The sequence below is a fragment of the Myxacorys sp. genome (assembly GCF_059501405.1).
The window spans coordinates 109668-131031 of the sequence record NZ_JCACCM010000116.1 but is presented as its reverse complement, the minus strand read 5'-3'; the positions used below and the strand labels follow the sequence as shown (position 1 = coordinate 131031).

Genomic DNA, 21364 nt, shown 5'->3' with positions numbered 1-21364 from the left:
GAAGTCTGCGATCTTTAACTAAATTTGCCCACTAAACTAGTGTGCTTTCAATAATCGACAAAATCGGTAGCCGCACATTGTAAATAAGAAGTAGGTTAGGAGTTGTGATGGATTGCCCAAACTTCTTGTGGTTTTACAGTAAGTCTGAGTTGTCTTTCAAAACTAACTTCCTATTAAATGACACGATCTAAGCGAAACCGCAAGCAAATCGAATTCACTATTTATCCGATTCAAATCGTCAATGTTGCTACAAATTTTGCCATAACAATTTCAGGGTGAAAACAATTCTTTAGGTTGAGATTTAATAGAGGCGATCATAGAAGCTAGCCATCACCTTGCAGTTATTTTGTCGATCAGCTTAAAAGTTGGACAAATTGGACAAAGGGTTAGAGGATATCTATCTCACGACCGATAGAGGCGTTGAGAGCGGTGACCTAAGACGTGTTTTAAAACCTAGAGCCAAAGAAGAATCGCAGCAATGGTGAGCATGGCAAGATAGTTTTGCGCTCGTTTCTCATAGCGTGTGGCAATCCGTCGAAACTGTTTTAAGCGATTGATGGTGCGTTCAATGCGATTGCGCTCGCGATAAGCCTGACGGTCAAACCGTGTCCCCTGTCGAGATTCATTGGCGCGACGGGGAATGACAGCACCAATGCCACGTCGCTGTAGGTAGAGCCGAATCGGTCGTCCTGTGTACGCTTTATCGCCTGCCACTCGTTGCGGACGCAGACGGGGTCGTCCACGTCCGGGTCGTTTGACTTTGCCTTGCTCCATCAACGACTCGAACACCACCGCCTCGTTGCGTTGGCCAACGCTCAACAAAAAGGTGACTGCCTTGCCATTGCCTTCACAACGCAGGTGAATCTTGGTGCTAAACCCACCTTTGCTGTATCCCAGTGCTTCTGACTCAGCATCACCCCCCCTTGCTCTGGCCGCATGTTGGTGCGCTCGAATGACACTGCCATCGACAAAGTGGAGCGTTCAGTCAAACTCGCCAACCGCATCGGATTGCTGCTGCAACTGGGTCAGAATCTGTTGCCACAGTCCTCGCTTGCGCCAAGCATAGAAGCGCCCTGAGACGGTCTCCCAGGCCCCATAGCGGTCAGGTAAGTCTCGCCAGGGAGCACCGGTGCGAAGAATCCACAGAATGCCATTGGTGATGGTCCGATGGTCATTGGCAGGTCGTCCACCTTTAGACTCGGTTTGGGCAACAGGCGTTGTAATCACTGCCATTGTTGATCGGTTAAGTCTTTGCGTGAAATTGGATTGCGGGCGACCAAGGTCTGTTCGTTATCTTTGAAATACGGCTATTTCTATTCTAGCTTTGGGTTTTAAAACAGACCCTAGGTTCGCTGGACAGTATCTTTTCCTCGTTCAATCCGGCGAGCAATGAGAGCGCAATATCATTTCATTAAAGTTCTTCCAGTGGGCAGGCCTCAGTTCCATATGTAGTACGAATGTGTTCGTAGTGAAGTACAGATCCCATCCGAACCACTGTGCCCCAACTGCTAACGCTGCATTCAACGGCAAAGGGTTACTCTCAATGCCTTCGCTAGATTTCGATTCACAAAACGGCGTCATCTAAACCTCCAATAATTTTCCCGTTCCATGACGGTTAAGGGACAAAAGTTGCAATGCTTTTTAAGGTATGATGTAATCCATCAATAGGTATTTATATTCAGAGGGCAAGACGCAGTGATTAGAGTAGCGATCAACGGCTTTGGACGCATTGGACGCAATTTCATGCGATGCTGGGCGGGTCGGGAGAACAGTCAGATCGAGGTTGTCGCGATCAACGACACGTCTGACCCTAGAACCAATGCTCACTTGCTGAGGTACGACTCGATGTTGGGCAAGTTTACCGGAGACATTGAAGCCGATGAGAATACCCTCACGGTCAACGGTAAAAAAATCAAATGCACGTCCGATCGCAACCCAGAAAATTTGCCTTGGGGCGAATGGGATATCGATCTAATCATTGAGTCTACAGGTGTGTTCATCAGCAAAGAGGGCGCGACAAAGCACCTGAATGCGGGTGCAAAGAAGGTATTGATCACGGCTCCCGGCAAGAATGAAGATGGGACGTTTGTGGTTGGCGTAAACCATCACGACTACGACCACAACAAGCACAACATCATTAGTAATGCAAGCTGTACCACAAACTGCCTTGCCCCGGTTGCCAAGGTGCTGCACGAGAATTTTGGCATCATCAAAGGCACGATGACCACGACGCACAGCTACACTGGCGACCAGCGCATTCTCGATGCTAGCCACCGAGATTTGCGCCGTGCGCGGGCGGCAGCTGTGAATATTGTTCCGACTTCTACAGGTGCAGCCAAAGCCGTGGCCTTGGTGTTGCCTGCGTTAAGCGGTAAACTCAACGGGATTGCTCTGCGCGTTCCGACCCCCAATGTCTCTGTTGTGGATCTAGTAGTCAACGTCGAGAAGAGTACGATCGCTGAACAAGTGAATCAAGCTCTGAAAGATGCTGCCGAAGGTTCGATGAAAGGCATTTTGAAGTATTGCGATCTGCCCTTGGTATCGAGCGACCACGCGGGTACAGATGAGTCTTCGATCGTAGACGCAGCTCTAACGATGGTGATGGGCGGAGATATGGTGAAGGTTGTGGCTTGGTATGACAACGAGTGGGGCTATAGCCAACGTGTGGTTGACCTCGCTGAAGTTGTGGCTCAGAAATGGGTTAAGTAGGGTTTTCCTCGCTAAGTCATTAGATCCCAAATGTCCTCAACTTAAATCTTAGAGTTGAGGGTTTATTGTTGAAGATCGCTACTCCCTCTTTACTACTTTGCGACCTATCAAGATTTAGGGATTGCGCCTCGACGTATTCAGACCCAATCCCTAAACCTTTGAATTTCTAGGGAAGCTAACTTTTCCAAGCTGGTTTTACTGCGACTTCCCAAGCAAAAATTGTAGATATTCTCAATCTATGCTCTTGTGCTGAGGCCCAAATCGCAGGAGCGACTTCATTATTGGAAGAGAATTTAGCTAGACTCAATGGATTTATCTAGACTCGACGTACTGTTGTGAAACAAGTACTCAAACGGTTTAGAGCAAACATTTGATGCGTTGTACCCAGATCAAGCAACTTGCTCGCGAAATTATTTAGCTTTACCCAAGTCTATCTGGCTGCATGATGCGGTGATTGATTTGTTTATCAATCGCTACAAATGTGGGCGTGCTGTCTAAGAATTCGTCCACAGGTTTAGAACACTGTTCGAGAATTTATGAACGTCATGCATGAAGAACGCTGGATTACTCAATCAGAATATGCCAAACAATTGCGCCCCTCACTACCGTCAGAAGCCTTTCTTTCCGACCCCAACAAGGTCTGGATTTTGTTGATTAACATCGCCATTTTAGTTCTGGGTTGGGGCATTGCCGATCGCCTGCCTCAGTGGAACGGGTACCTCTTGTGGCTTTATCTCCCCCTAACCTTAGTCATGGGAAATAGTGTCATTGTCTTGTTATTTGGCACACATGATTTATTACACAGCCGAACTATTAGAAATCCATCTTTGAGGCGGCTTGTTAGTCTACTCGGACTAACCATGTTATGGACGCCACCCACGTTTTGGAAAGCGGTTCATAATCGAGAGCATCATAGCAAAACAAACTCGTTGCACGACCCTGACCGCAACTATCTGTATGAGCAACCCGAAAATTGGGGCAAATGGATTCAAAATCTCTTTGTCCCGTCAGCAGAGGTTAATCCTCTCTGGTTAATGGTTGGAATGAGCCAGGCTTGGGGAGTGCATACGTTTCGTAATCTGACATCAGTGCTGCTGTTTAATCATGGGCAGAGCGAATATCCGGTTGCGTCCTTCATGGTGAGTGCAAAGGAGCGTCGAGCGATCGCGCTTGAATTCTTCATCATCTTAGGAATTCACTTGAGCATTCTAAGCTACTTGGGGTTGCATCCTGTAAAACTCCTACTCAGCTACTTTTTACCCATCTGGATTGGCTACAGCGGCATCATGTTTTATATCTACACCAACCATATGCTGTGTCGCATGACGAAGATTAATGATCCGTTGATTAATAGCATTTCGGTTCGGGTTCCTAAACTATTTGATCTGCTACATTTCAACTTTTCACACCATACAGAACACCATATTTTTCCAGGCATAAACTCAGATTATTATCCAGTCGTTCAAGAATTATTGAAGGCGCGATATTTTGATCGGTTTAATTTGGTAGATGCTGGAGAAGCTTGGCGGTTAATGTTGCAGACACCCCGACACTATAAGAACGAGAATACCTTTACTGATTGGTCAGGAACGAAGTCTGTCCCCTGCCCCCAGTCTTCGGCAGATGAGATGTAGTGATTCATAGGCTGTATTGGGCGTGAACCATTTCCGCATGTCTAGAGGATTAGCGCCGTTTTGCTTCACGAACCCTGAAAATGTTGAAATCCTCTGTTGAGAGTTAGACTTTCATCAGGGTGAGTTCCGGTTGAGTCGATCAATTGAATGGTTTGAGCAGACGTGATGGTACCTACGATCGCACTTCCTTCTCCCAGGCGTTCAACCAACTCCTGAGCCAAGTCTTCCGGCAAACACAATACTAATTCAAAATCTTCTCCGCCATACAGCGCCCACTGCATCGCCTGCTCAGGAGACACCCAGTTTCTCAAGGCTGGATGAATCGAAATCCTCTGACGATCGAGCCTTGCACCAACCCTACTCGCTCGGCAGATCTGCAAAACCGCATCCGCAAAACCATCACTCGAATCCATGCCAGCACAGGGAAACGGGGGCAAGACATCTAAACGAGCATGCGGGTATTGATGAGTCCGAATTAATAAGTCGCGACCCTCTAATTCTGGTTCAACATCAGGATTTAGCAAAAGTTCTAATCCTGCCCGCGACGAACCGTGATAACCCGTGACGACGATCGCGTCTCCAGGCTGTGCCATCGATCGGCGAATTACACGAGTAGGATCAACCTGTCCAAAGGCAGTGATAGAAACGGTGATGACGGGAGATCGGCAAATGTCGCCCCCGACGATGGCAGTGTCATATCGCTGCAAACAGCTTGTCATTCCCTGATAAAGCCGTTCGACCCAAGATACAGAAACTTCACCTGGGAGTCCTAATCCTACAGTGATCCCCGATGGCGAAGCGCCCATCGCGGCAAGATCAGATAAATTAGCGGCGGCGGCTCTCCAGCCTGCCGATTCTGGAGGAGTCGTGCGATCGCTAAAATGTACGCCATCGACCAACACATCGGAGGTAACAACGAGAGATTTGCCGGGTTCAGTGGGGAGAACGGCAGCGTCATCACCGACGATTGCACTCGGACAAAATGCTTGCACTCGCTTTAGAAGTCCTTGTTCGCCAACATCTTGAACTCGCAGTTCCATCGGGTTTCCTCAAAAAAGAAGAGACGCGATTAGCGCCTTGCGCAACTCCGCAGGAACCGGTCACGTCTCTATAAAATCAGCTTGTCTTCTTCAGTTAAGCTACACTTGGCTCTACCAAATTTTCTAGACCCTCTACAACTTTCATCGACTCAATTTTGTCTCCCGCTTTCAACTGGCCCAAAACCTCTGCACCTTCCGTCACAAAGCCAAAGATTGAATACCGTCCGTCTAGTAAATTTGCGCCTGCCGGAGTAAGTTCAGGCTCGAATAGAAAGAAGAAGAACTGAGACGAACCCCCATTTGGGTTATCGGCAGGAGCCGCTAGCGCTAACGCACCGTAAGCCGAAAATGGCAGAACGGGCTGATCGAGATAGCGTCCCGCGTCTTCCAATGTTGTTCCATAGACGGGTTCTTTCTCTCCTTTGACAAGAATCTCCATCGGAACGGCGCGATATTTCTTCGTCTTCGGATCAACAAATCCAATCTCAGGTCCGGGTGGGTCACCAATTTGCAGGACATACGAATCTTCTGCACGAGTGAACTCTAAGCCATCGTAGAATCCTCGTTGGACTAAATCGACAAAGTTTCCGGCGGTGACCGGAGCGCTAAAGCCATCAAGTACGATCGTCATATCTCCTTTGGACGTTTTGGCAGCAACCGTAGCGCGCCCCTTGAGTTGAGGAAGATTGCTGTACTCTTGGGGAACTTCAAACGGAAAGTCTTTTACCATCATGGCTTCTAGGTCGCTAACGCGATCGAGCATCTGGCTCCGAGTGATCAAGATTTTCTCTTTGTCTTTCCCGTCCGTTGCTGTCTGAAGCTCGGTAACGCTGGCTTTTAGCTGCTCAATAATCTGTTCAGCTTCCGCCTTTTGACTGTCTGGAATGCTGGCTAAAACTTTTGTTGACCGGTCATTCAACACCCGTGAGGCGGTTTTAATATCTGAGGTGACTGCGCCCCAGCGACGATTTGCCCGCAGCTGGGTCGAAATATCTTCAAGACTAGTTTGCAGCTTACGCACTTCAGGGTTGTCGATGGGTAAGGCATTTCGCAATAGCGCTTTGGGATCTTTAATCGCGTTTCCTTGCGGCAAGGCCTGCGCGGGAAGCGTTTCCCCAATCACCGTCCAACTGGTCACACTCCAAGCCAGCGCTAACGCCAACACACGCGGCTTGAGACTTCCAAACCATCGCTGAACGATTGGCTTCATCAAGCTCCTTCGGAGCGCTAAACCCAAGTTCCAAAGGCTTGCAGTATTCCACATAACATTGCTCTTAAACGGTGCGTAACAACCCCGCTTCGATTGTGCCATGTAAGGGGGAAGAGAGGATAGAGATGAGGGACACCTTCGGCAACGCTTTGTAGCCAAGAGGAATGAGAAGAGATGAAGTTGAACAAGTAAAAATCAGAAGTTTGCGATCGCGGGCTTATTCCACTCTTTGCCCTCATCCCCCATCCCTATTTAAAAGCAGCCACAGAGCGGTAAAATAAAGTGCCGAATGTCCTCCCCCACAATTACAGACTCATGATCTCTAGTAACGATTTTCGACCCGGCGTCAGCATTGAATTAGATGGAGCGGTTTGGCGGGTCGTCGAATTTTTACACGTAAAACCAGGTAAGGGATCGGCGTTTGTCCGCACTAAGCTGAAGAACGTGCAGTCGGGCAGCGTTGTTGAACGAACGTTTCGGGCTGGGGAAACTGTGCCTCAAGCCAATTTAGAGAAGAGTACGATGCAGCACACCTACAAAGAAGGTGATGATTACGTCTTCATGGACATGGAAAGCTATGAGGAAGGTCGGCTGAATGCATCGCAAATCGGCGATCGCGTCAAATATCTCAAAGAAGGCATGGAGGTCAACGTCGTCAAATGGGGCGAACAGGTGATGGAAGTTGAACTTCCAAACTCGGTCGTTCTCGAAGTGACCCAAGCCGATCCGGGCGTAAAAGGCGATACGGCAACGGGCGGAACAAAACCCGCGATCGTAGAAACGGGGGCACAGGTCATGGTTCCACTTTTTATCTCGGTAGGTGAGAAGATTAAAGTTGATACCCGCAGCGACACGTATCTGGGACGAGAGAATAGCTAGAGGATAAACAGCGGAGGGTAGATAGACGTTATCACCCCTGATATATCGTGAGGAGTATAGAGACTGTGCCACTGGATTTGAAAGAACTCCGTGAATTATTGGCTGACCTCAATCAAACAGATATTTCGGAGTTGACTCTAAAGAGCAGCGATTTTGAATTAACGGTGCGTCGGGGCGCTGCTCATGAAGCGAGCAGCGCCATACGGGATCTGAACGGAACCGTGCCTTCACCGGTCAACCTCAACCCGGCTCCTGCCATGGCACCGCCGCCTCCAGATGCGCCAAGACTGATGGAGCCTCCCCCCTTTGCGCCGCCTCACGAGCGACGCTTGGCAGAAGTGACCTCTCCAATGGTGGGCACGTTCTACCGTTCGCCAGGGCCTGATGAGCCGCCGTTTGTGCAAGTGGGCGATCGCATCCGCTTAGGTCAAACAGTGTGCATCGTCGAAGCAATGAAGCTGATGAATGAACTCGAGTCAGAAGTGTCGGGCGAGGTCGTGGAAATTCTAGTTCAAAACGGCGATCCCGTAGAATTTGGGCAGCCGTTAATGCGTGTTAACCCAGGGTAAGGCTGATTTGCAAGGGATACCGAGCCAAGGGATACTAAGCTAGGTTAAAGGTGACTTGCCTCCATTTAATAATTCGGCGGGCGTTTCGAGCCGCCGAATTCGGATTTGATGCAGTCTCGGTCCTTCGGCTGAAATCACGGTGAACTCATAATTACCGTACTGGAGCGTCTCACCGTGAGTCGGAATTTTCTGCCATTGGTAGAGTAGAAAGCCGCCTAGCGTCTGGTACTCATCAGTTAATGGGAAATCGAGATCAAGATCTTCGTTCACTTCTTCTAAGTGGACTTGAGCCTGTACCAAAAAGGTATTTTCATCAATTCGCTGGATGGGTAACTCTTCGCCTTCCTGCGCTTCTGGCGTTTCTCCAATGATTTGAGTAATGAGATCTTGAATGGTGACTAAACCTGCCGTGGAGCCAAACTCATCAACCACCAGTACCATGTGATGACGCGATTTCTGCATCAATGACAGCAACTCTCCCAAAGGCGTGTACTCTGGCACAAATTGTGCTGGGTGAATCCAGGGTTGGATTGGGCTTTCGAGGGTTAACGTCCCTTGTACGAGCGGTTCTGCCAGTTCCTTGAAGTGAATTAAACCGCAAATATCATCCACAGACTCCTCGATCACGGGAAAGCGAGAATGACCTGAATGGGCGACTTCTTCGAGGAGATTGCGAACGGTGGCATCGACAGGAAGCGTCGTCATATTGGGACGCTGCACCATCACTTCTGTCACCGCTACATCCGCAAACTCGAACACATTGCTGAGCAGTTCTCGCTCTTCTTCTTCGAGTCCACTCGATTCGGTCGAGGTGGCGATAATCAACTGCAGTTCTTCCGGCGTGACTTGGTTATACCAGCCTTGCCCGGTGTACTGCACACCCAAAAGTCTGAGAAGCAGCCGAGTAGACTGATTAAGAATCCAGATAAACGGATTGAAAATGCGGGCGATCGCTAAACTGAGCGGTCCTAAGAATCGAGCAATCTCTTCAGAGTACAGAAGCGCCAGCGATTTGGGGCACAGTTCTCCTAGCACAATCTGAAGATAAGCAATCACGAGAAAGGCAACCGGAATTGCCAACGAATGAGCCGCAGGCTGCACGAAGCTGTCTGAAAGTGGCAGGTCTGCAATCCAACTGCTAACGAGTACCGCCATCGTGGTTTCGCCGATCCAGCCGAGTGCCAGACTAGAGAGCGTAATGCCCAATTGAGTAGTAGACAGCAATCGATCGATACTCCGCTGCAAGTCCTGAACCGTTCTTGCCTGCACATCTCCCGCATCGACTAATTGATTGATCCGCGATCGCCGCACCGAGACAATCGAAAATTCAGCGGTCACAAAAAAGGCGTTGATTGCAATCAACAGCAGCACAGACAAAATTCGCAGCAGCGCTTCTGCAAGGTTGAGATGCTGAAGTGGCGCTTCTAAGGGAGCGGCAACGTGGGCAAACATGCTGAAACTGAAAACTCAGTCAAGAAGGGGGCACAAGATCGGGTGTTCCTGCTCTTAGCGCACCGGAATTTCTGACAGCTTGAGTTGAAGCTTTTGATCCGGATAGTCTGTCAACTGAAGTGACAGTTTTTGAGCGTTGGCAAGTAGGGCAGCCGAGATATTCACTGTACCAGTGTAGCGATCGCTCTTGGCAGGCATCTCGCTTGGCAGTCCTGTTGTATCGACTGTAATAGCGCGACCGCGATCGTCTGTTACGTTTAATGCGCTGTAGAGAAACCTTATAGCCTGGTTACTGTCGTTCTTCATGGCGACATCTAACGTGACAGAATCCTTCTGCTGTTGGATGCCAGTAATTTCTAACGCCACATCTTTATCGCGCGCCAATAGGGGAAGGGTGGCGGCAACTTGATTATTTTTTGAGGTTTCAGTCTTACTCTGCGGACTGCTGCTCGGACTTGGACTTGCCGGGGGTTTACTCGTACCTCCAATGCGCGACTTCACCGTTGCCAGAATATCGTCTTCTTTGAGAAAGGTTAACTGTTCGCGCCCATTCGGATTTTTGCGATTGACTTTGTTAGTGGGGCGAGAATCGGGTTGCGTGATTCCTTTGAGTGCTTCTCGCCCGATCGCAAAACCCCAGGCAGAACTCACAATGCCTGCACCAAACATTAGAGCTAACAAAACAAATGTGAGGGCAACGGTCGAATTAATTCTTTTCATGGTGCGCGATCGGGATGGGGGACTTATAGAGAGAGCTAGCTCCATCAGCAATTGTAGGTCTCAACTTCAGTGTAGGTTTTAACGCACGTTGAGACAGCCAATGGTCAAAATTTGTAGCAGTATATCCGAAGTTCACCACATCGGCGATCAAATCAGGAACTCAAGTTACAATATTGCTGAATTGCGTGTAACGGAAACACGTGACCAGGGTTGGCCGATCGGTTTAGGCAGCGAACTCATAATTCGCGTTAGGCGGGTTCAACTCCTGCACCCTGGACTAAATCTACATCTTTCTACGCCCCGCGTCCTTGCTCCCTAAGGCTGCGTCAAGATAGAGATGAGCGATGAAGCAGCGTTTTAAAGTTTTTCATCGCTCATCCTGTCCAAACCCATCACGCTTAGATTTGTCTTAATTTGACAGACTACTAGTATCTTTGGGGTAGGGCTGGCGAACCCATCGGCGGTGCAGGCGGGAACTGGGCTTGAGGAGGTTGTTCGATGATGAACTCACTGCCAATGACACGGTTGCTGACGTTAGGTTGCAGCAAAACAGAAGTGTTGTAAGGATTTGGCAAATCGGCAGTACGAATCAGGGGATCGCTTGACGTTTGTTGGGTGAGGAGATCGCGGTAGAGGCGATGAATTCGTTCCCCATCGCGGGCAATCAGATTTTCTGGATATCCCGTCACTCCGAGCAAAGATTCAGCCGCTCGCTCAAAATTTCGGTTAGGAAAGGTGTCGTCGCTGCCATAGAAGGCTTTATCTGCCGCGTCAGGAATGACTTCACGCGGGTTGAATACGGGTGCGCGTTGCTCTTGGGCTGCTGCCGCGATCGCCATGAAAGTAGACGCTGTGCTTAGAACTAGCGAGCCAATCAGACTCTTGATCCTCATACCCATAGGGTTATCCTCAATTAAAATGCTCGATATGTAGTAGGTTTAGTTTGCCCTACCAAGAATGAATATGAGTAATGTTGGTGTAACTTTGTTTGATTGGGCACACGCGCCCTTAGCCGAGCTGCGGGAAAAGCTATTAGATTTGTTTTGCGAGGTGGCCTATCGAGAAGGAGACTTTCTGCTCTCGTCAGGTCAGCGCAGCACCTATTACATCAATGGCAAGCAAGTGACGCTGCATCCTCAAGGCGCTCTAGGCGTTGGACGGATTTTATTAACGCTTGTACCAGAAGATGCGATCGCGGTTGCTGGGCTAACGCTCGGAGCCGATCCGATTGTCACCACCACGAGTGTTGTGGCGGCATATGAGGCGCGATCACTCACGGCCCTGATTGTCCGTAAAGAAGCGAAAGGACACGGCACTCAGGCATACATTGAAGGCCCGACATTGCCGCAAGGAAGTCGGGTGGTTGTCTTAGAAGATGTGGTGACGACCGGTCAATCGGCGATGAAAGCGGTTGAACGATTACGCGAGGCGGACTATCAGGTAGATCAAGTAATTTCGCTGGTCGATCGACAACAAGGCGGCGCAGAATTCTATCAGCAGCAAGGACTAACGTTTCAAGCGGTGTTTACGATTGAAGACATGCAGCGACGCTACAAGGAACTATCGCGCTAGGTTCTGAGCTGATAAGCGCCGTCATATAGACGCAGAGGATTTTCAAGCAACGTACTTCCTTTGACAGAGACGGTCAAGGATCGGTAATTGCGCGCTGGGAGGATCGTATTATCATCCTCAATTCTGTACGATAGGGGAACTGATATAAAGATTTGTGACAACTATGAGCGTTAACTTAGAGCAGATTTCGTCACAGTTGGACAGCGAGAGTACCCGCGATCGCATGGTTGCCCTTGCGAACCTGCGGGAAGCAACCGCCGAAGATGCTGTGCCGCTAATCAAAAAAGTTCTTAACGATGAGAGTTTACAAATTCGCTCGATGGCAGTGTTTGCCCTAGGAATCAAACAAACCGATGAATGCTACGACATCTTGGTTGATCTTTTGATCAACGAAAAAGACTATGGAATCCGTGCAGATGCCGCAGGCGCATTGGGCTATCTCGAAGATGGAAGAGCATTTCAGCCCTTGGTGAGAGCCTTTTACGAAGATACAGACTGGTTGGTGCGCTTTAGTGCAGCAGTGGCACTGGGCAACTTGAAAGACCCACAGGCGAGAGATGTGTTGGTGCAAGCGTTAGACAGCGAAGAAATCGTAGTGCAGCAGGCTGCGATCGCAGCACTGGGCGAAATTAAGGCCGTGGATGCGGTTGATCAAATTCTTCGGTTCGCCCAATCTGAAGACTGGCTCGTGCGCCAGCGGTTAGCCGAAGCGTTAGGACAGTTGCCAAGTGAGAAAAGTATTTCGGCGCTGAAGTATTTAGAGAAGGATAACAATACGAACGTGGCGCAATCCGCTATGATTTCGCTGAAAAAGCTGGAACAGTAGGGTTGTAGCGGACAACGGATTTAATAGCGAGCGGTTTAAAATCCTCTGCTACTAAGTCCGTTGCCAACTACTTCTTACCTCTAACTTTCTTAATCTAACTGTATAAACGCACCGCCCCGCTGAACACCGGATTCACTGCCGTAGTTGCTAATTGTCAACGATCGTAAGTGATTGAACAATGGCTGTCCGGCTAATTCGACTAGCTGAATGAACGGAAACTGCCGTTTTAGAACTGGCTGGGCAGTGTCCCGATCGATGTAGAAATAGCCGTTGTTGGGGGTTTGAATGGGCGCGATCGCGCGTTCAAATCTTGGGTTATTCGCTAATCCATTCTTCTTAGCATTCAGAACAGCATTCATCGCTTCGAGAGATGTTGCGAAAACCTCGTACTTGCCAACCGATGTGTGGACTCCAGCAACCTGTGCCTCTACAAAAAGTCCTTTGGAAGGCGTTCCGGTTGCCAGTCGCGTCCAGACGTTAACGGCTTGATCGTCAAGCGGAAGCGAACCTGGAGTGATGCCTTGGGCCTGCGCGACAGCATCGAGATGGGAAATTGCGGCTTGTGCTGAAGGATCTGACTTATCTGCCACAAATACCCAATCTAAGGGCTGATTTTTCCCAGGTTGAGGCACGAGTCCTAGCGCGTACTCTCCTTTTACCCAGCTAAAGATGTCGTTCTTTAGATCAAGATTCCACTGCTTCTCTAAGGACTCGAGGGGTTGGTTAACCATTTGAGCGACAAAATCGTAGTTCTTCGCGGTGTTAGAAAGCCCTGCCCAGAACTGGTCTAGATCAATGCCAGACGCTGAAATTGGACTATTTGCAGGGATATATTGCAAAGCTCCAACAGGTTTAGATAGCTTGGGTTGAGTTGCAGTCTCAGATACCCCAAGCAGAGCGGTTTCGGCAATTAGTCCTTGACGGTTTAATCCTAACGAAATAGCTAGACTCCCGTCTTGAGAAATGTCCTTTCCAGTCAGGGTTTGGATCTGGGGCAAGTTTAGAAAGACAAGTCCAATCCTGCCTTCTTTTAGGGTTGCAATTGCCCGTTGATACTCGGCCGAACTGGCTAAATTTAGTTCAGCCGCTTGCACATTATTAATAGAATCTTTTAGCACTTTTGGGCTGTTGGCAAATAAGACATAGTGATTTCCAACAACCGCCGTGGCAAGAGGATTGGGAGCCGAGCTTTGTGTTTCGTCGCCTTCTACTTTGCTGCTAATTCCTTCTACTTTGCCGCTAATAATCGTTGTGCCCTGATACGCTTCAAACTTTAAGTCTGTTCCAGCAAGGGCGCGTTTTTGCCAAAACAGTTGTAGAAACTCCCGCGATCGCTGTGGATCTTTAGTCATGAGTGCCAGCAAATATCCGCGTTCTTCTCCGTTACCGCCATTGCGATCAACATCCAAGGCAGTAATGGCAGCGGTTACTTCATCGCCGAGCCAAGGCTGCACATCTCGCCTGTAGTCTAAGTCTGTACTTCCTAGAATGCCTTGTTTGAACTGATCTAACTCTGCTCGTGCTTCCCTGCGATCGCCCGGTTTGGCAATGGTTTGACGCAGTGTTTCTAAGCGATCTGGATTGACGAGCAGCGACGCCACTACGGGAGCCTGCCGAGGAATAAACATGGCTGCCGTGGGACTCTCGATCGGACTACCGCGCAACAAACTGATCGGGCTTTGGGCAAAAATGAGAACAAAGCCGAGAGTGCCGACCAGAAAGAGGACACCTGCGATCGCGGCTAGAGCAGTTAAGAACGAACGGAACTTCATGGTTTCAAGAGAACGAGGGTCTGGAGCATCAGATGTAGGATGTGGACGCCAATCCACTCATCACCCATCTAGAAACATTATTTCAGGACGCTGCTTTTCCTGCCATCTATCTGCAAATCTTCTCATGCCTGTTCTAGCGATCGCGGGGGTTACGATAGTAAGGGTGTGAACCTTTAAAGCTTGCAGAGCATTTCCTTGAAATTGCGCTTCGTGCCAATCAAGTAAGCTGTCCCTGAAAGCAAATCTATTACCTGTACGAATAATGTCTCAACAATCCTCCCATCAACCCTTACCCCAAATTTCCGTCGCAGAATTGGCACAAAAGTTAGCAGAGCCGGGCAACCCCGTGCAACTTGTAGATGTGCGAGAACCGTGGGAAGTCGAAACGGCCCAACTCAATGGCTTTATGAACCTTCCTTTAAGCGACTACGAGGAGTGGTCTGGAGATATTCATGCACGGCTGGATTCAGAGAAGGAAACGCTAGTGCTGTGTCATCACGGCATTCGCTCCGCACAGATGTGCCAGTGGCTAATCCTACAGGGCTTTACGAATGTGAAAAATATTGCAGGAGGAATTGCGGAATACTCAAACAGAGTTGATTCAAGCGTGCCAAAGTATTGATGTCCCATCCTCTAGAAATTTCAAGATAAAATTAAGAATCTGCTATCTTAATATTCAATTCATTAATGATTGCTGGCTTCTTAAACATCGAAACCTTATTCAACGTGTTCAACCTACCGTGTGTTGAAAAAATACTTGGTGTTGGAAAATGACCATAAAGGCTAATCTCACAGCTCGTCAGCAGCAAGTTCTTTGGGCAACCATACGACACTACATTGCAACAGCAGAACCCGTTGGCTCGGAAGCATTGGTGAAGGAATATAACTTAAGTGTTAGTTCAGCGACGATTCGCAATGCGATGGGCAATTTGGAAAAAGCAGGGCTGCTTTACCAACCGCACGTTTCGGCAGGCCGGGTTCCATCCGATTCTGGGTATCGAATCTATGTCGATCAGCTGATTCAGCCTTCGACAGAGGTGACAATTCAGATCGAGCAGTTGTTTAGCGATCGCCTCAATTGGGAGAAGTGGAGTTTTGAAGCGCTGCTCAAAGGCGCGGCTCAGATTCTCTCGACCCTAAGCGGCTACATTGTGCTGATGACGATGCCGCTTACCAGTTCAACTCAGTTACGTCACGTGCAGCTCGTCCAAGTTGATTCGCGGCGAGCCATGCTAATTGTGGTGACAAACACATATGAAACGCAGTCGGTGTTACTAGACTTGCCAAAAGCCGCAGACGGCTCCGATTGGGAAGCTGACCTCATCGATCGAGAGCTGCAAATTCTGTCTAATTTTCTAAACGATCAACTCCGCGGGCGATCGCTAGCAGAACTAAGGCTGCTCGATTGGAGTGAGTTGGGGCGAGAGTTCGATCGTTACAGCAACATTTTGACCTCGCTGCTCAAAGATCTGTCGCAACAGTTCGCACACTCGTCTGTGCCAACGCAACTACTCATCAGTGGCGTGTCGGAAGTGCTACGACAACCCGAATTTTCGGAGCTAGAGCAGGTGAAAACGCTGTTGCATCTGCTCGAAGCAGAACAGCATCAACTGGTTCCGCTAATTTTTGATCAGCTTGAATCCGATACGCCGAGCCGACGAGTCTCCATTCGGATTGGCGCTGAGAATCCGTTAGAGCCAATTCGCACCTGTACGCTGATTTCCTCGACGTATCATCGCGGGTCGGTTCCGGTAGGCAGTGTGGGGGTGCTAGGTCCAACCCGGATGCTGTATGAAGATACGATCGCGCTTGTTGAGGCAACGGCAGATTATCTGTCAGAGGCACTGAGCTAGATCAAAATCTAACCATTTCAAGCGTCAGCAATTCAAGTTGATCTGTCAGTACTGGGCATTGAGCGCTGAAATTACTGTCATTTAAATAACAATTTTAGAGCTAAAACCTTTCAACTTTTTCTTCATCCTTCTCCCCAAAGTTAGAGTCTTAATCTAATCTTCCAAGTTATTTTCTAGGGGATCGAGCTACCGTGAGAAGAACCCTCGCTCAGAGCGATTCTTTCAGAATCACCAGCGATCGCAGAGTTAGCAGAGAATCTTATGACACAGAGCTTTGGCGTAATTGGTTTAGCCGTAATGGGAGAAAACCTAGCGCTTAACGTCGAGCGCAACGGGTTCCCAGTTGCAGTATATAATCGTTCCCGTGAAAAGACCGATGCATTCATGGAGAACCGGGCAGGCGGCAAGAATGTAAAGGCAGCCTACACAATCGAAGAGTTCGTTGCTTCGTTGGAGCGCCCGCGCAAAATTCTCATCATGGTCAAAGCAGGTACACCTGTAGATGCTGTGATTGAACAGCTCAAGCCGCTTCTTGATGAAGGCGACATTATGATCGATGGCGGTAACTCCCTCTTTAGTGATACCGCTCGCCGTGCCCATGAGCTTGAAGCTGCCAAATTCACCTTTATCGGCATGGGAGTGAGCGGCGGTGAAGAAGGTGCACTCAACGGACCTAGCCTGATGCCAGGAGGCACAAAGTCCGCTTACGACTATCTTGAGCCGATTCTCACCAAGATTGCAGCGCAGGTAGAAGATGGCCCTTGCGTAACCTATATTGGGCCAGGGGGCGCAGGGCACTACGTCAAAATGGTGCATAACGGGATTGAGTACGGCGATATGGAACTGATCGCCGAAGCCTACGATCTCCTGAAGAATGTCGCAGGACTCGATCACAACGAATTACACGATGTGTTTACTGAATGGAATAACACCTCCGAACTCAATTCCTACCTGATCGAAATCACGGCAGACATTTTTAAGAAGATTGATCCCGATACCGGAATGCCGCTTGTTGAGCTGATCCTCGATGCTGCTGGACAGAAAGGCACAGGGCGCTGGACGGTGACAGATGCGCTAGAACAAGGCGTACCGATTCCAACCATTATTGCCGCTGTCAATGCGCGCATTATGTCCTCTTACAAAACAGAGCGCATGGATGCCGCGCAACAGTTGAGCGCTCCTAGCTCAACCTTTAGTGGTGACAAGAAAGAATTCATCAACATGGTACGAGACGCTCTTTATTGCTCTAAAATCTGCTCCTACGCCCAAGGAATGGCATTGCTGAGCAAGGCGTCCAAGACCTATGGCTATGAGTTGAACTTGAGCGAATGTGCTCGTATTTGGAAAGGCGGCTGTATTATCCGGGCTGGCTTTTTGGGTAAGATTCAAAGCGCCTTTATCGAGAATCCTGATCTCCCGAACCTGTTGCTTGCGCCCGAATTCAAGCAAACTATCCTCGATCGCCAATTGGCATGGCGTCAAATCATTGCTCATGCAGCCACATCTGGGATCGCTGTTCCGGCCTTCAGCGCTTCGCTAGATTACTTCGATAGCTATCGCCGCGATCGCTTGCCGCTCAACCTGACGCAAGCCCAACGCGACTATTTTGGCGCACACACATACCTCCGCACTGACAAAGACGGTGTTTTCCACACCGAGTGGACAGATCTCAACGAAGAGTCGATGACCAAAGTTTCGACGCCTGAAAAATTGGCAGCCGATCAGCCGCGTCCCACCCGTGAAGAAGTTGAAATTCAAGAGGTGCAAACAAAATAAACGGGCAATCTCTGAAATCAGGACATAATGAGAGCAGAGTTCAGTCAGATCTCGTTCTGGCTACTTTACTGATTTAGATTAGGAACGCGCAAAAAATAGGGGTGTCTATCTGGACACCCCTTTGATTGTTTAAAGGAATTTTTTCTATTTCTTATGGAGCGTGATGACGAGCTACCGCACCCAACTGACGCAGTTTCGGTCGTACCTTGATGGGCGTCACTTCTAACGGCTGCCTCTGACTAGGCGGCAAGCCTCGGCCCTCTTGTAAACGCTGCAAGCCCTCTAAAATGGCATCCCGAACGATCGCATCGTCTTCGCGAGTGAGCATCACTCGCAGATAGTCTGCCGTTTGGTGGCGTTGGGCGCGAGTTTCTTGATGCTCGATGTGTTGAGTTAACTGGCGTACAGCAATCAACCGCTTAAGCGGTGAATCATGAGATAAATCCGACAGCGTTTGAGCAAAGCTAGAGTCGGCAGAACGCTGCTTTTGCCCAGCCATCTGCCACACCAGCAGACCAAGCATTCCCATCGTTGCTGTGCCCTGAAAAATCATTGCTGTGGCCATCCAGTGGTGTTCTGCCTCTAGCCAGACTGACACGGCTAAATAGGTGCCAAACATAGCGGCTCCGCCACTTGCCGCCGCGATCACAAACGACTGATTCCAACCTTTTAGAAGCGGCGTTAGTCCCTTCCAGGGTTGCCATTTAGAGTCTTGCAGCAGATACACGAGCATCATGATGCCGACCCCGACACCCGTAGCAACGACAAGCCTGCCATTCCAAAACAGCAGCGCGGTCGCGCCGCCCGTGACGAGCAGCCATCCTCCCGGAGCCGACCATCGCCACGGTTGCTTGCTGAGCGTTGTTCCTATATCCGGCAGAGGAACTGCTTGGAGTAGACCGACCAGATTCCGCCACTGAGATGAAGCCTGTGCCACGGTGCTTACCTGAAGACAAAACAATACAAGACAATATTCAGATAATAGAATACCTGCTCTAATCGCGATCGCTGTAGAACTTCAGAATCAAAAAAGGCGCTGCACAAGGTACGTTCTGAGCCTACTTTTTGCTGAGCCTACACACCTTAGGCTATTTGCGCTCACGATTTAGCCTTTTCCAAAACCCGAACGGCAATGACACTGCTGGCAAAATTGTAGGTCGGACCATCTAGCTCCAGTGTCGTTCCAACTTTTACCTTTTCACCCCCAAAAATTGGGGTTCCGCCCACAACTTGAGCATTGTTTTTGAGGGTGAGAATTAAATCGTTAGATAGCGCACTTTCAGGGCGCGGATCAGGCAAAATTTTGAGCGATCCATCCGGCTGCGTAACTGCCATATTTCGGGGCAAGTACTTGATAGCAGTCAAGGTTGCGTCGCCTGTTGGCTGCTTTCGCACAATCACGCTGGTCTTTGCGCCTTCCTTAATCAAACTTTTTGGATCAGAAACACTTAACCCTCTCACTAGAACATCGACTTCAACCGGAAGCCGATCGGCGTTGCTGGCGATCGACGATCCCGATTTTCCAGGAAAGAAAAAGATCCCGAAAATCACCATTAGAATAATCAGTCCTGCACCCACGTCTAGAATGCTGAACTTACCAAACAACCGACCTTGAGAATCGAGAATAGCCATAAATACCGTTCCAACTTTGGTAGGAAGAATCTAGAGTAGCAAGAATTTAGTCTGCCACATTCAAGACCACGGGATCGTGACAGTACAGATTACCATGTCGAGTAGAGCAGATTGCCATCTCCCAGGTTCCTCACCTTTTTCGGTAAAATCTTCCGGTCATCTGCAACTAAATCTAGTTGTAAACCGTCTGAGGAGTAACGCTTCTTTCTAGTTTGACTATTCTCTCAACTGACTATTTTTGAGTGGCAGACCTTCATCATGTTTAAGCAGCACTTGCGTCATCGATGGCTTTATCCTATCCTCTCGCTGACTATCGTTCTGACGATTGCCTTCGGACAACCCCTCGTCGCTCAAGCCATTTCATGGGCGGACTTGCTTCGAGGCGGAATTCAAGTTATTCAAGGCGTTCAACTGACGCGCCTATCGGATAGCCAAGAGGTAGATCTTGGGCGTCAGATGAATGCTCGGCTTTCTAGCCAGGGCATTCGCATCTCTAACGATCGCAACTTAACTCAGTATGTCAACAACATTGGGCAACGCCTTGTGACTTATAGCGATCGCTCCAATCTCCCCTTTACGTTCCAGGTGGTCGATGACAAGAGCGTCAATGCGTTTGCTACAACGGGTGGCTTTGTGTATGTGCATCGAGGCTTAATTGAGGCGGCAGATAACGAAGCACAGTTAGCGAGTGTGATTGGGCATGAAATTGGACATGTCACAGGTCGCCATCTCCTCGCTCAGATGCGGAAGTCGGCGGTTCAACGAGGATTGCTGGCCGCCGGAGGACTTGATCGCAGCACTGCTGTCAATTTGGGTCTTCAGCTTGCGGTCAACCTTCCCAATAACCGAAACGATGAGTACGACGCGGATCAGCGGGGGTTACGCACGATTAGCCGAGCGGGTTATGCTCAATCTGAAGTGGTAGCGTTCATGCAGAAGCTCTTAAGATCTAGATCATCGCCCTCGTTTCTCAGTAATCATCCAGCAACAAGCGATCGCATTACGCGCCTCAAGCAATTGATTAGTGCGAATCCAACGAATGGACGCAACGGTCTTGATCCAAGCGCCTACCGCGCAGCAGTACGCTGATGTGCTAATCGCGAGTAGGATTTAAACTCAAAAAGGGCAGCCGAGGGCTGCCCTTTTTCAATGCGTTAACCAGAGCAAGTTGAGATACTTCATGTGGATAGAGGCTCTAGCAAGACGACGGCATATGATGCGATCGCGGCTTCATTGCCCACAGCATCGAGCTTTTCGTTGGTGGTTGCTTTAACGCCTACTCGATCTGCCGGGAGATGCAATGCTTCGGCGAGGCGCGATCGCATTGCGTCAATGTGGGGTTTAAGTTTCGGGCGTTCGGCAACGACGACTGAATCGATATTGACGATTTGCCAGCCGAGATCGCGGATCAGGTGGTGAACCTGTTCTAGCAGTTTCACACTATCTGCTCCAGCCCATTGTGGATCGGTTGGTGGGAAGTAATGCCCAATATCGCCAAGGCTGAGTGCGCCGAGCATCGCATCCATAATGGCGTGAGTTAGGACATCAGCGTCGCTATGACCGAGTAATCCCGTTTCATGGTCGATCTTGATGCCGCCGAGAATGAGATCTCGTCCTGCAACCAGGCGATGAATATCGTATCCATTTCCGATTCTGATGGTCATTCTGTTAGATCAATTACTCGCATCACCTAACCGATTATGCCGCGTAACGACTCTGC

Annotated in this window: 19 protein-coding genes, 1 tRNA gene and 1 pseudogene; 11 read left to right on the top strand and 10 right to left on the bottom strand. The window is 49.3% G+C overall.

From position 1 onward, the window contains the following. Window positions 1–453 precede the first annotated feature (453 nt). Window positions 454–1262 (bottom strand): annotated as a pseudogene (locus AC5I6P_RS15555) (IS5 family transposase). A 433-nt stretch (window positions 1263–1695) separates the two neighbouring features. On the opposite strand from AC5I6P_RS15555, the gene AC5I6P_RS15550 reads away from it, so the two are divergent. Together AC5I6P_RS15550 and AC5I6P_RS15545 are read left to right on the top strand one after the other, a co-directional pair. Further along, window positions 1696–2709 carry a type I glyceraldehyde-3-phosphate dehydrogenase gene (locus tag AC5I6P_RS15550; protein WP_495694686.1) on the top strand — a complete coding sequence of 338 codons (1014 nt, stop codon included), beginning with the start codon at window positions 1696–1698 and terminating at the stop codon, window positions 2707–2709. 536 nt (window positions 2710–3245) lie between these two features. Then, window positions 3246–4343 (top strand): fatty acid desaturase family protein, encoded by a 1098-nt coding sequence (locus tag AC5I6P_RS15545; protein ID WP_495694685.1) that lies wholly within the window; start codon window positions 3246–3248, stop codon window positions 4341–4343. Between the two features lie 65 nt (window positions 4344–4408). Here the strand turns inward: AC5I6P_RS15545 and thiL are convergent, their stop codons facing one another. Both thiL and AC5I6P_RS15535 read right to left on the bottom strand, forming a co-directional pair. Further along, window positions 4409–5383 carry a thiamine-phosphate kinase gene (thiL, locus tag AC5I6P_RS15540; RefSeq protein WP_495694684.1) on the bottom strand — a complete coding sequence of 325 codons (975 nt, stop codon included), beginning with the start codon at window positions 5381–5383 and terminating at the stop codon, window positions 4409–4411. Window positions 5384–5477: 94 nt separating this feature from the next. After that, entirely contained in the window at window positions 5478–6593 is a 1116-nt protein-coding gene (locus AC5I6P_RS15535; RefSeq protein ID WP_495694683.1) for a peptidylprolyl isomerase, read from the bottom strand. Window positions 6594–6908: 315 nt separating this feature from the next. Here AC5I6P_RS15535 and efp point away from each other — a divergent pair, with 315 nt between their 5' ends. Continuing rightward, complete coding sequence (gene efp / locus AC5I6P_RS15530; RefSeq protein WP_495694682.1) at window positions 6909–7472, top strand: elongation factor P; 564 nt, start codon at window positions 6909–6911, stop codon at window positions 7470–7472. A gap of 65 nt (window positions 7473–7537) precedes the next feature. Beyond that, window positions 7538–8041: an acetyl-CoA carboxylase biotin carboxyl carrier protein gene (gene accB, locus AC5I6P_RS15525; RefSeq protein WP_495694681.1), complete on the top strand. Its 504-nt coding sequence runs from the start codon at window positions 7538–7540 to the stop codon at window positions 8039–8041. A gap of 39 nt (window positions 8042–8080) precedes the next feature. Here the strand turns inward: accB and AC5I6P_RS15520 are convergent, their stop codons facing one another. Together AC5I6P_RS15520 and AC5I6P_RS15515 are read right to left on the bottom strand one after the other, a co-directional pair. Then, window positions 8081–9493, bottom strand: a complete 1413-nt coding sequence (locus tag AC5I6P_RS15520) for a hemolysin family protein (RefSeq protein WP_495694680.1) — start codon at window positions 9491–9493, stop codon at window positions 8081–8083. A gap of 54 nt (window positions 9494–9547) precedes the next feature. Next, window positions 9548–10213, bottom strand: a complete 666-nt coding sequence (locus AC5I6P_RS15515) for a hypothetical protein (protein ID WP_495694679.1) — start codon at window positions 10211–10213, stop codon at window positions 9548–9550. A gap of 204 nt (window positions 10214–10417) precedes the next feature. Here AC5I6P_RS15515 and AC5I6P_RS15510 point away from each other — a divergent pair. Beyond that, window positions 10418–10490, top strand: a tRNA-Ile gene (locus AC5I6P_RS15510). A gap of 148 nt (window positions 10491–10638) precedes the next feature. Here the strand turns inward: AC5I6P_RS15510 and AC5I6P_RS15505 are convergent. Beyond that, on the bottom strand, window positions 10639–11112 hold the full coding sequence (locus AC5I6P_RS15505; RefSeq protein ID WP_495694678.1) for a hypothetical protein: 474 nt from the start codon (window positions 11110–11112) through the stop codon (window positions 10639–10641). Between the two features lie 64 nt (window positions 11113–11176). Between AC5I6P_RS15505 and pyrE the strand changes: the two genes are divergently transcribed. Further along, a complete protein-coding gene (gene pyrE / locus AC5I6P_RS15500) occupies window positions 11177–11785 on the top strand; it encodes an orotate phosphoribosyltransferase (RefSeq protein ID WP_495694677.1) in 609 nt (202 codons plus the stop codon). A 163-nt stretch (window positions 11786–11948) separates the two neighbouring features. Beyond that, a complete protein-coding gene (locus AC5I6P_RS15495) occupies window positions 11949–12611 on the top strand; it encodes a HEAT repeat domain-containing protein (protein ID WP_495694676.1) in 663 nt (220 codons plus the stop codon). A gap of 89 nt (window positions 12612–12700) precedes the next feature. Here AC5I6P_RS15495 and AC5I6P_RS15490 read toward each other — a convergent pair whose 3' ends face one another. Next, complete coding sequence (locus AC5I6P_RS15490) at window positions 12701–14383, bottom strand: DUF3352 domain-containing protein (RefSeq protein WP_495694675.1); 1683 nt, start codon at window positions 14381–14383, stop codon at window positions 12701–12703. A gap of 262 nt (window positions 14384–14645) precedes the next feature. Here AC5I6P_RS15490 and AC5I6P_RS15485 point away from each other — a divergent pair, with 262 nt between their 5' ends. The 3 genes from AC5I6P_RS15485 (at window position 14646) to gnd (ending at window position 18012) form a co-directional block, all read left to right on the top strand. After that, a complete protein-coding gene (locus tag AC5I6P_RS15485) occupies window positions 14646–15005 on the top strand; it encodes a rhodanese-like domain-containing protein (protein ID WP_495694674.1) in 360 nt (119 codons plus the stop codon). A 148-nt stretch (window positions 15006–15153) separates the two neighbouring features. Next, complete coding sequence (gene hrcA, locus AC5I6P_RS15480) at window positions 15154–16236, top strand: heat-inducible transcriptional repressor HrcA (protein ID WP_495694673.1); 1083 nt, start codon at window positions 15154–15156, stop codon at window positions 16234–16236. 261 nt (window positions 16237–16497) lie between these two features. After that, on the top strand, window positions 16498–18012 hold the full coding sequence (gene gnd / locus AC5I6P_RS15475; RefSeq protein ID WP_495694672.1) for a decarboxylating NADP(+)-dependent phosphogluconate dehydrogenase: 1515 nt from the start codon (window positions 16498–16500) through the stop codon (window positions 18010–18012). 151 nt (window positions 18013–18163) lie between these two features. On the opposite strand, the gene AC5I6P_RS15470 is transcribed toward gnd, so the two are convergent. Both AC5I6P_RS15470 and AC5I6P_RS15465 read right to left on the bottom strand, forming a co-directional pair. Further along, window positions 18164–18949, bottom strand: a complete 786-nt coding sequence (locus tag AC5I6P_RS15470) for a hypothetical protein (RefSeq protein WP_495694671.1) — start codon at window positions 18947–18949, stop codon at window positions 18164–18166. A 161-nt stretch (window positions 18950–19110) separates the two neighbouring features. Then, window positions 19111–19644 (bottom strand): DUF4330 domain-containing protein, encoded by a 534-nt coding sequence (locus AC5I6P_RS15465; RefSeq protein WP_495694670.1) that lies wholly within the window; start codon window positions 19642–19644, stop codon window positions 19111–19113. A 258-nt stretch (window positions 19645–19902) separates the two neighbouring features. Between AC5I6P_RS15465 and AC5I6P_RS15460 the strand changes: the two genes are divergently transcribed. Further along, window positions 19903–20733 (top strand): M48 family metallopeptidase, encoded by an 831-nt coding sequence (locus AC5I6P_RS15460; protein ID WP_495694669.1) that lies wholly within the window; start codon window positions 19903–19905, stop codon window positions 20731–20733. A gap of 89 nt (window positions 20734–20822) precedes the next feature. Here AC5I6P_RS15460 and ispF read toward each other — a convergent pair whose 3' ends face one another. Beyond that, window positions 20823–21308 carry a 2-C-methyl-D-erythritol 2,4-cyclodiphosphate synthase gene (ispF, locus tag AC5I6P_RS15455; protein WP_495694668.1) on the bottom strand — a complete coding sequence of 162 codons (486 nt, stop codon included), beginning with the start codon at window positions 21306–21308 and terminating at the stop codon, window positions 20823–20825. Window positions 21309–21364 lie beyond the last annotated feature (56 nt).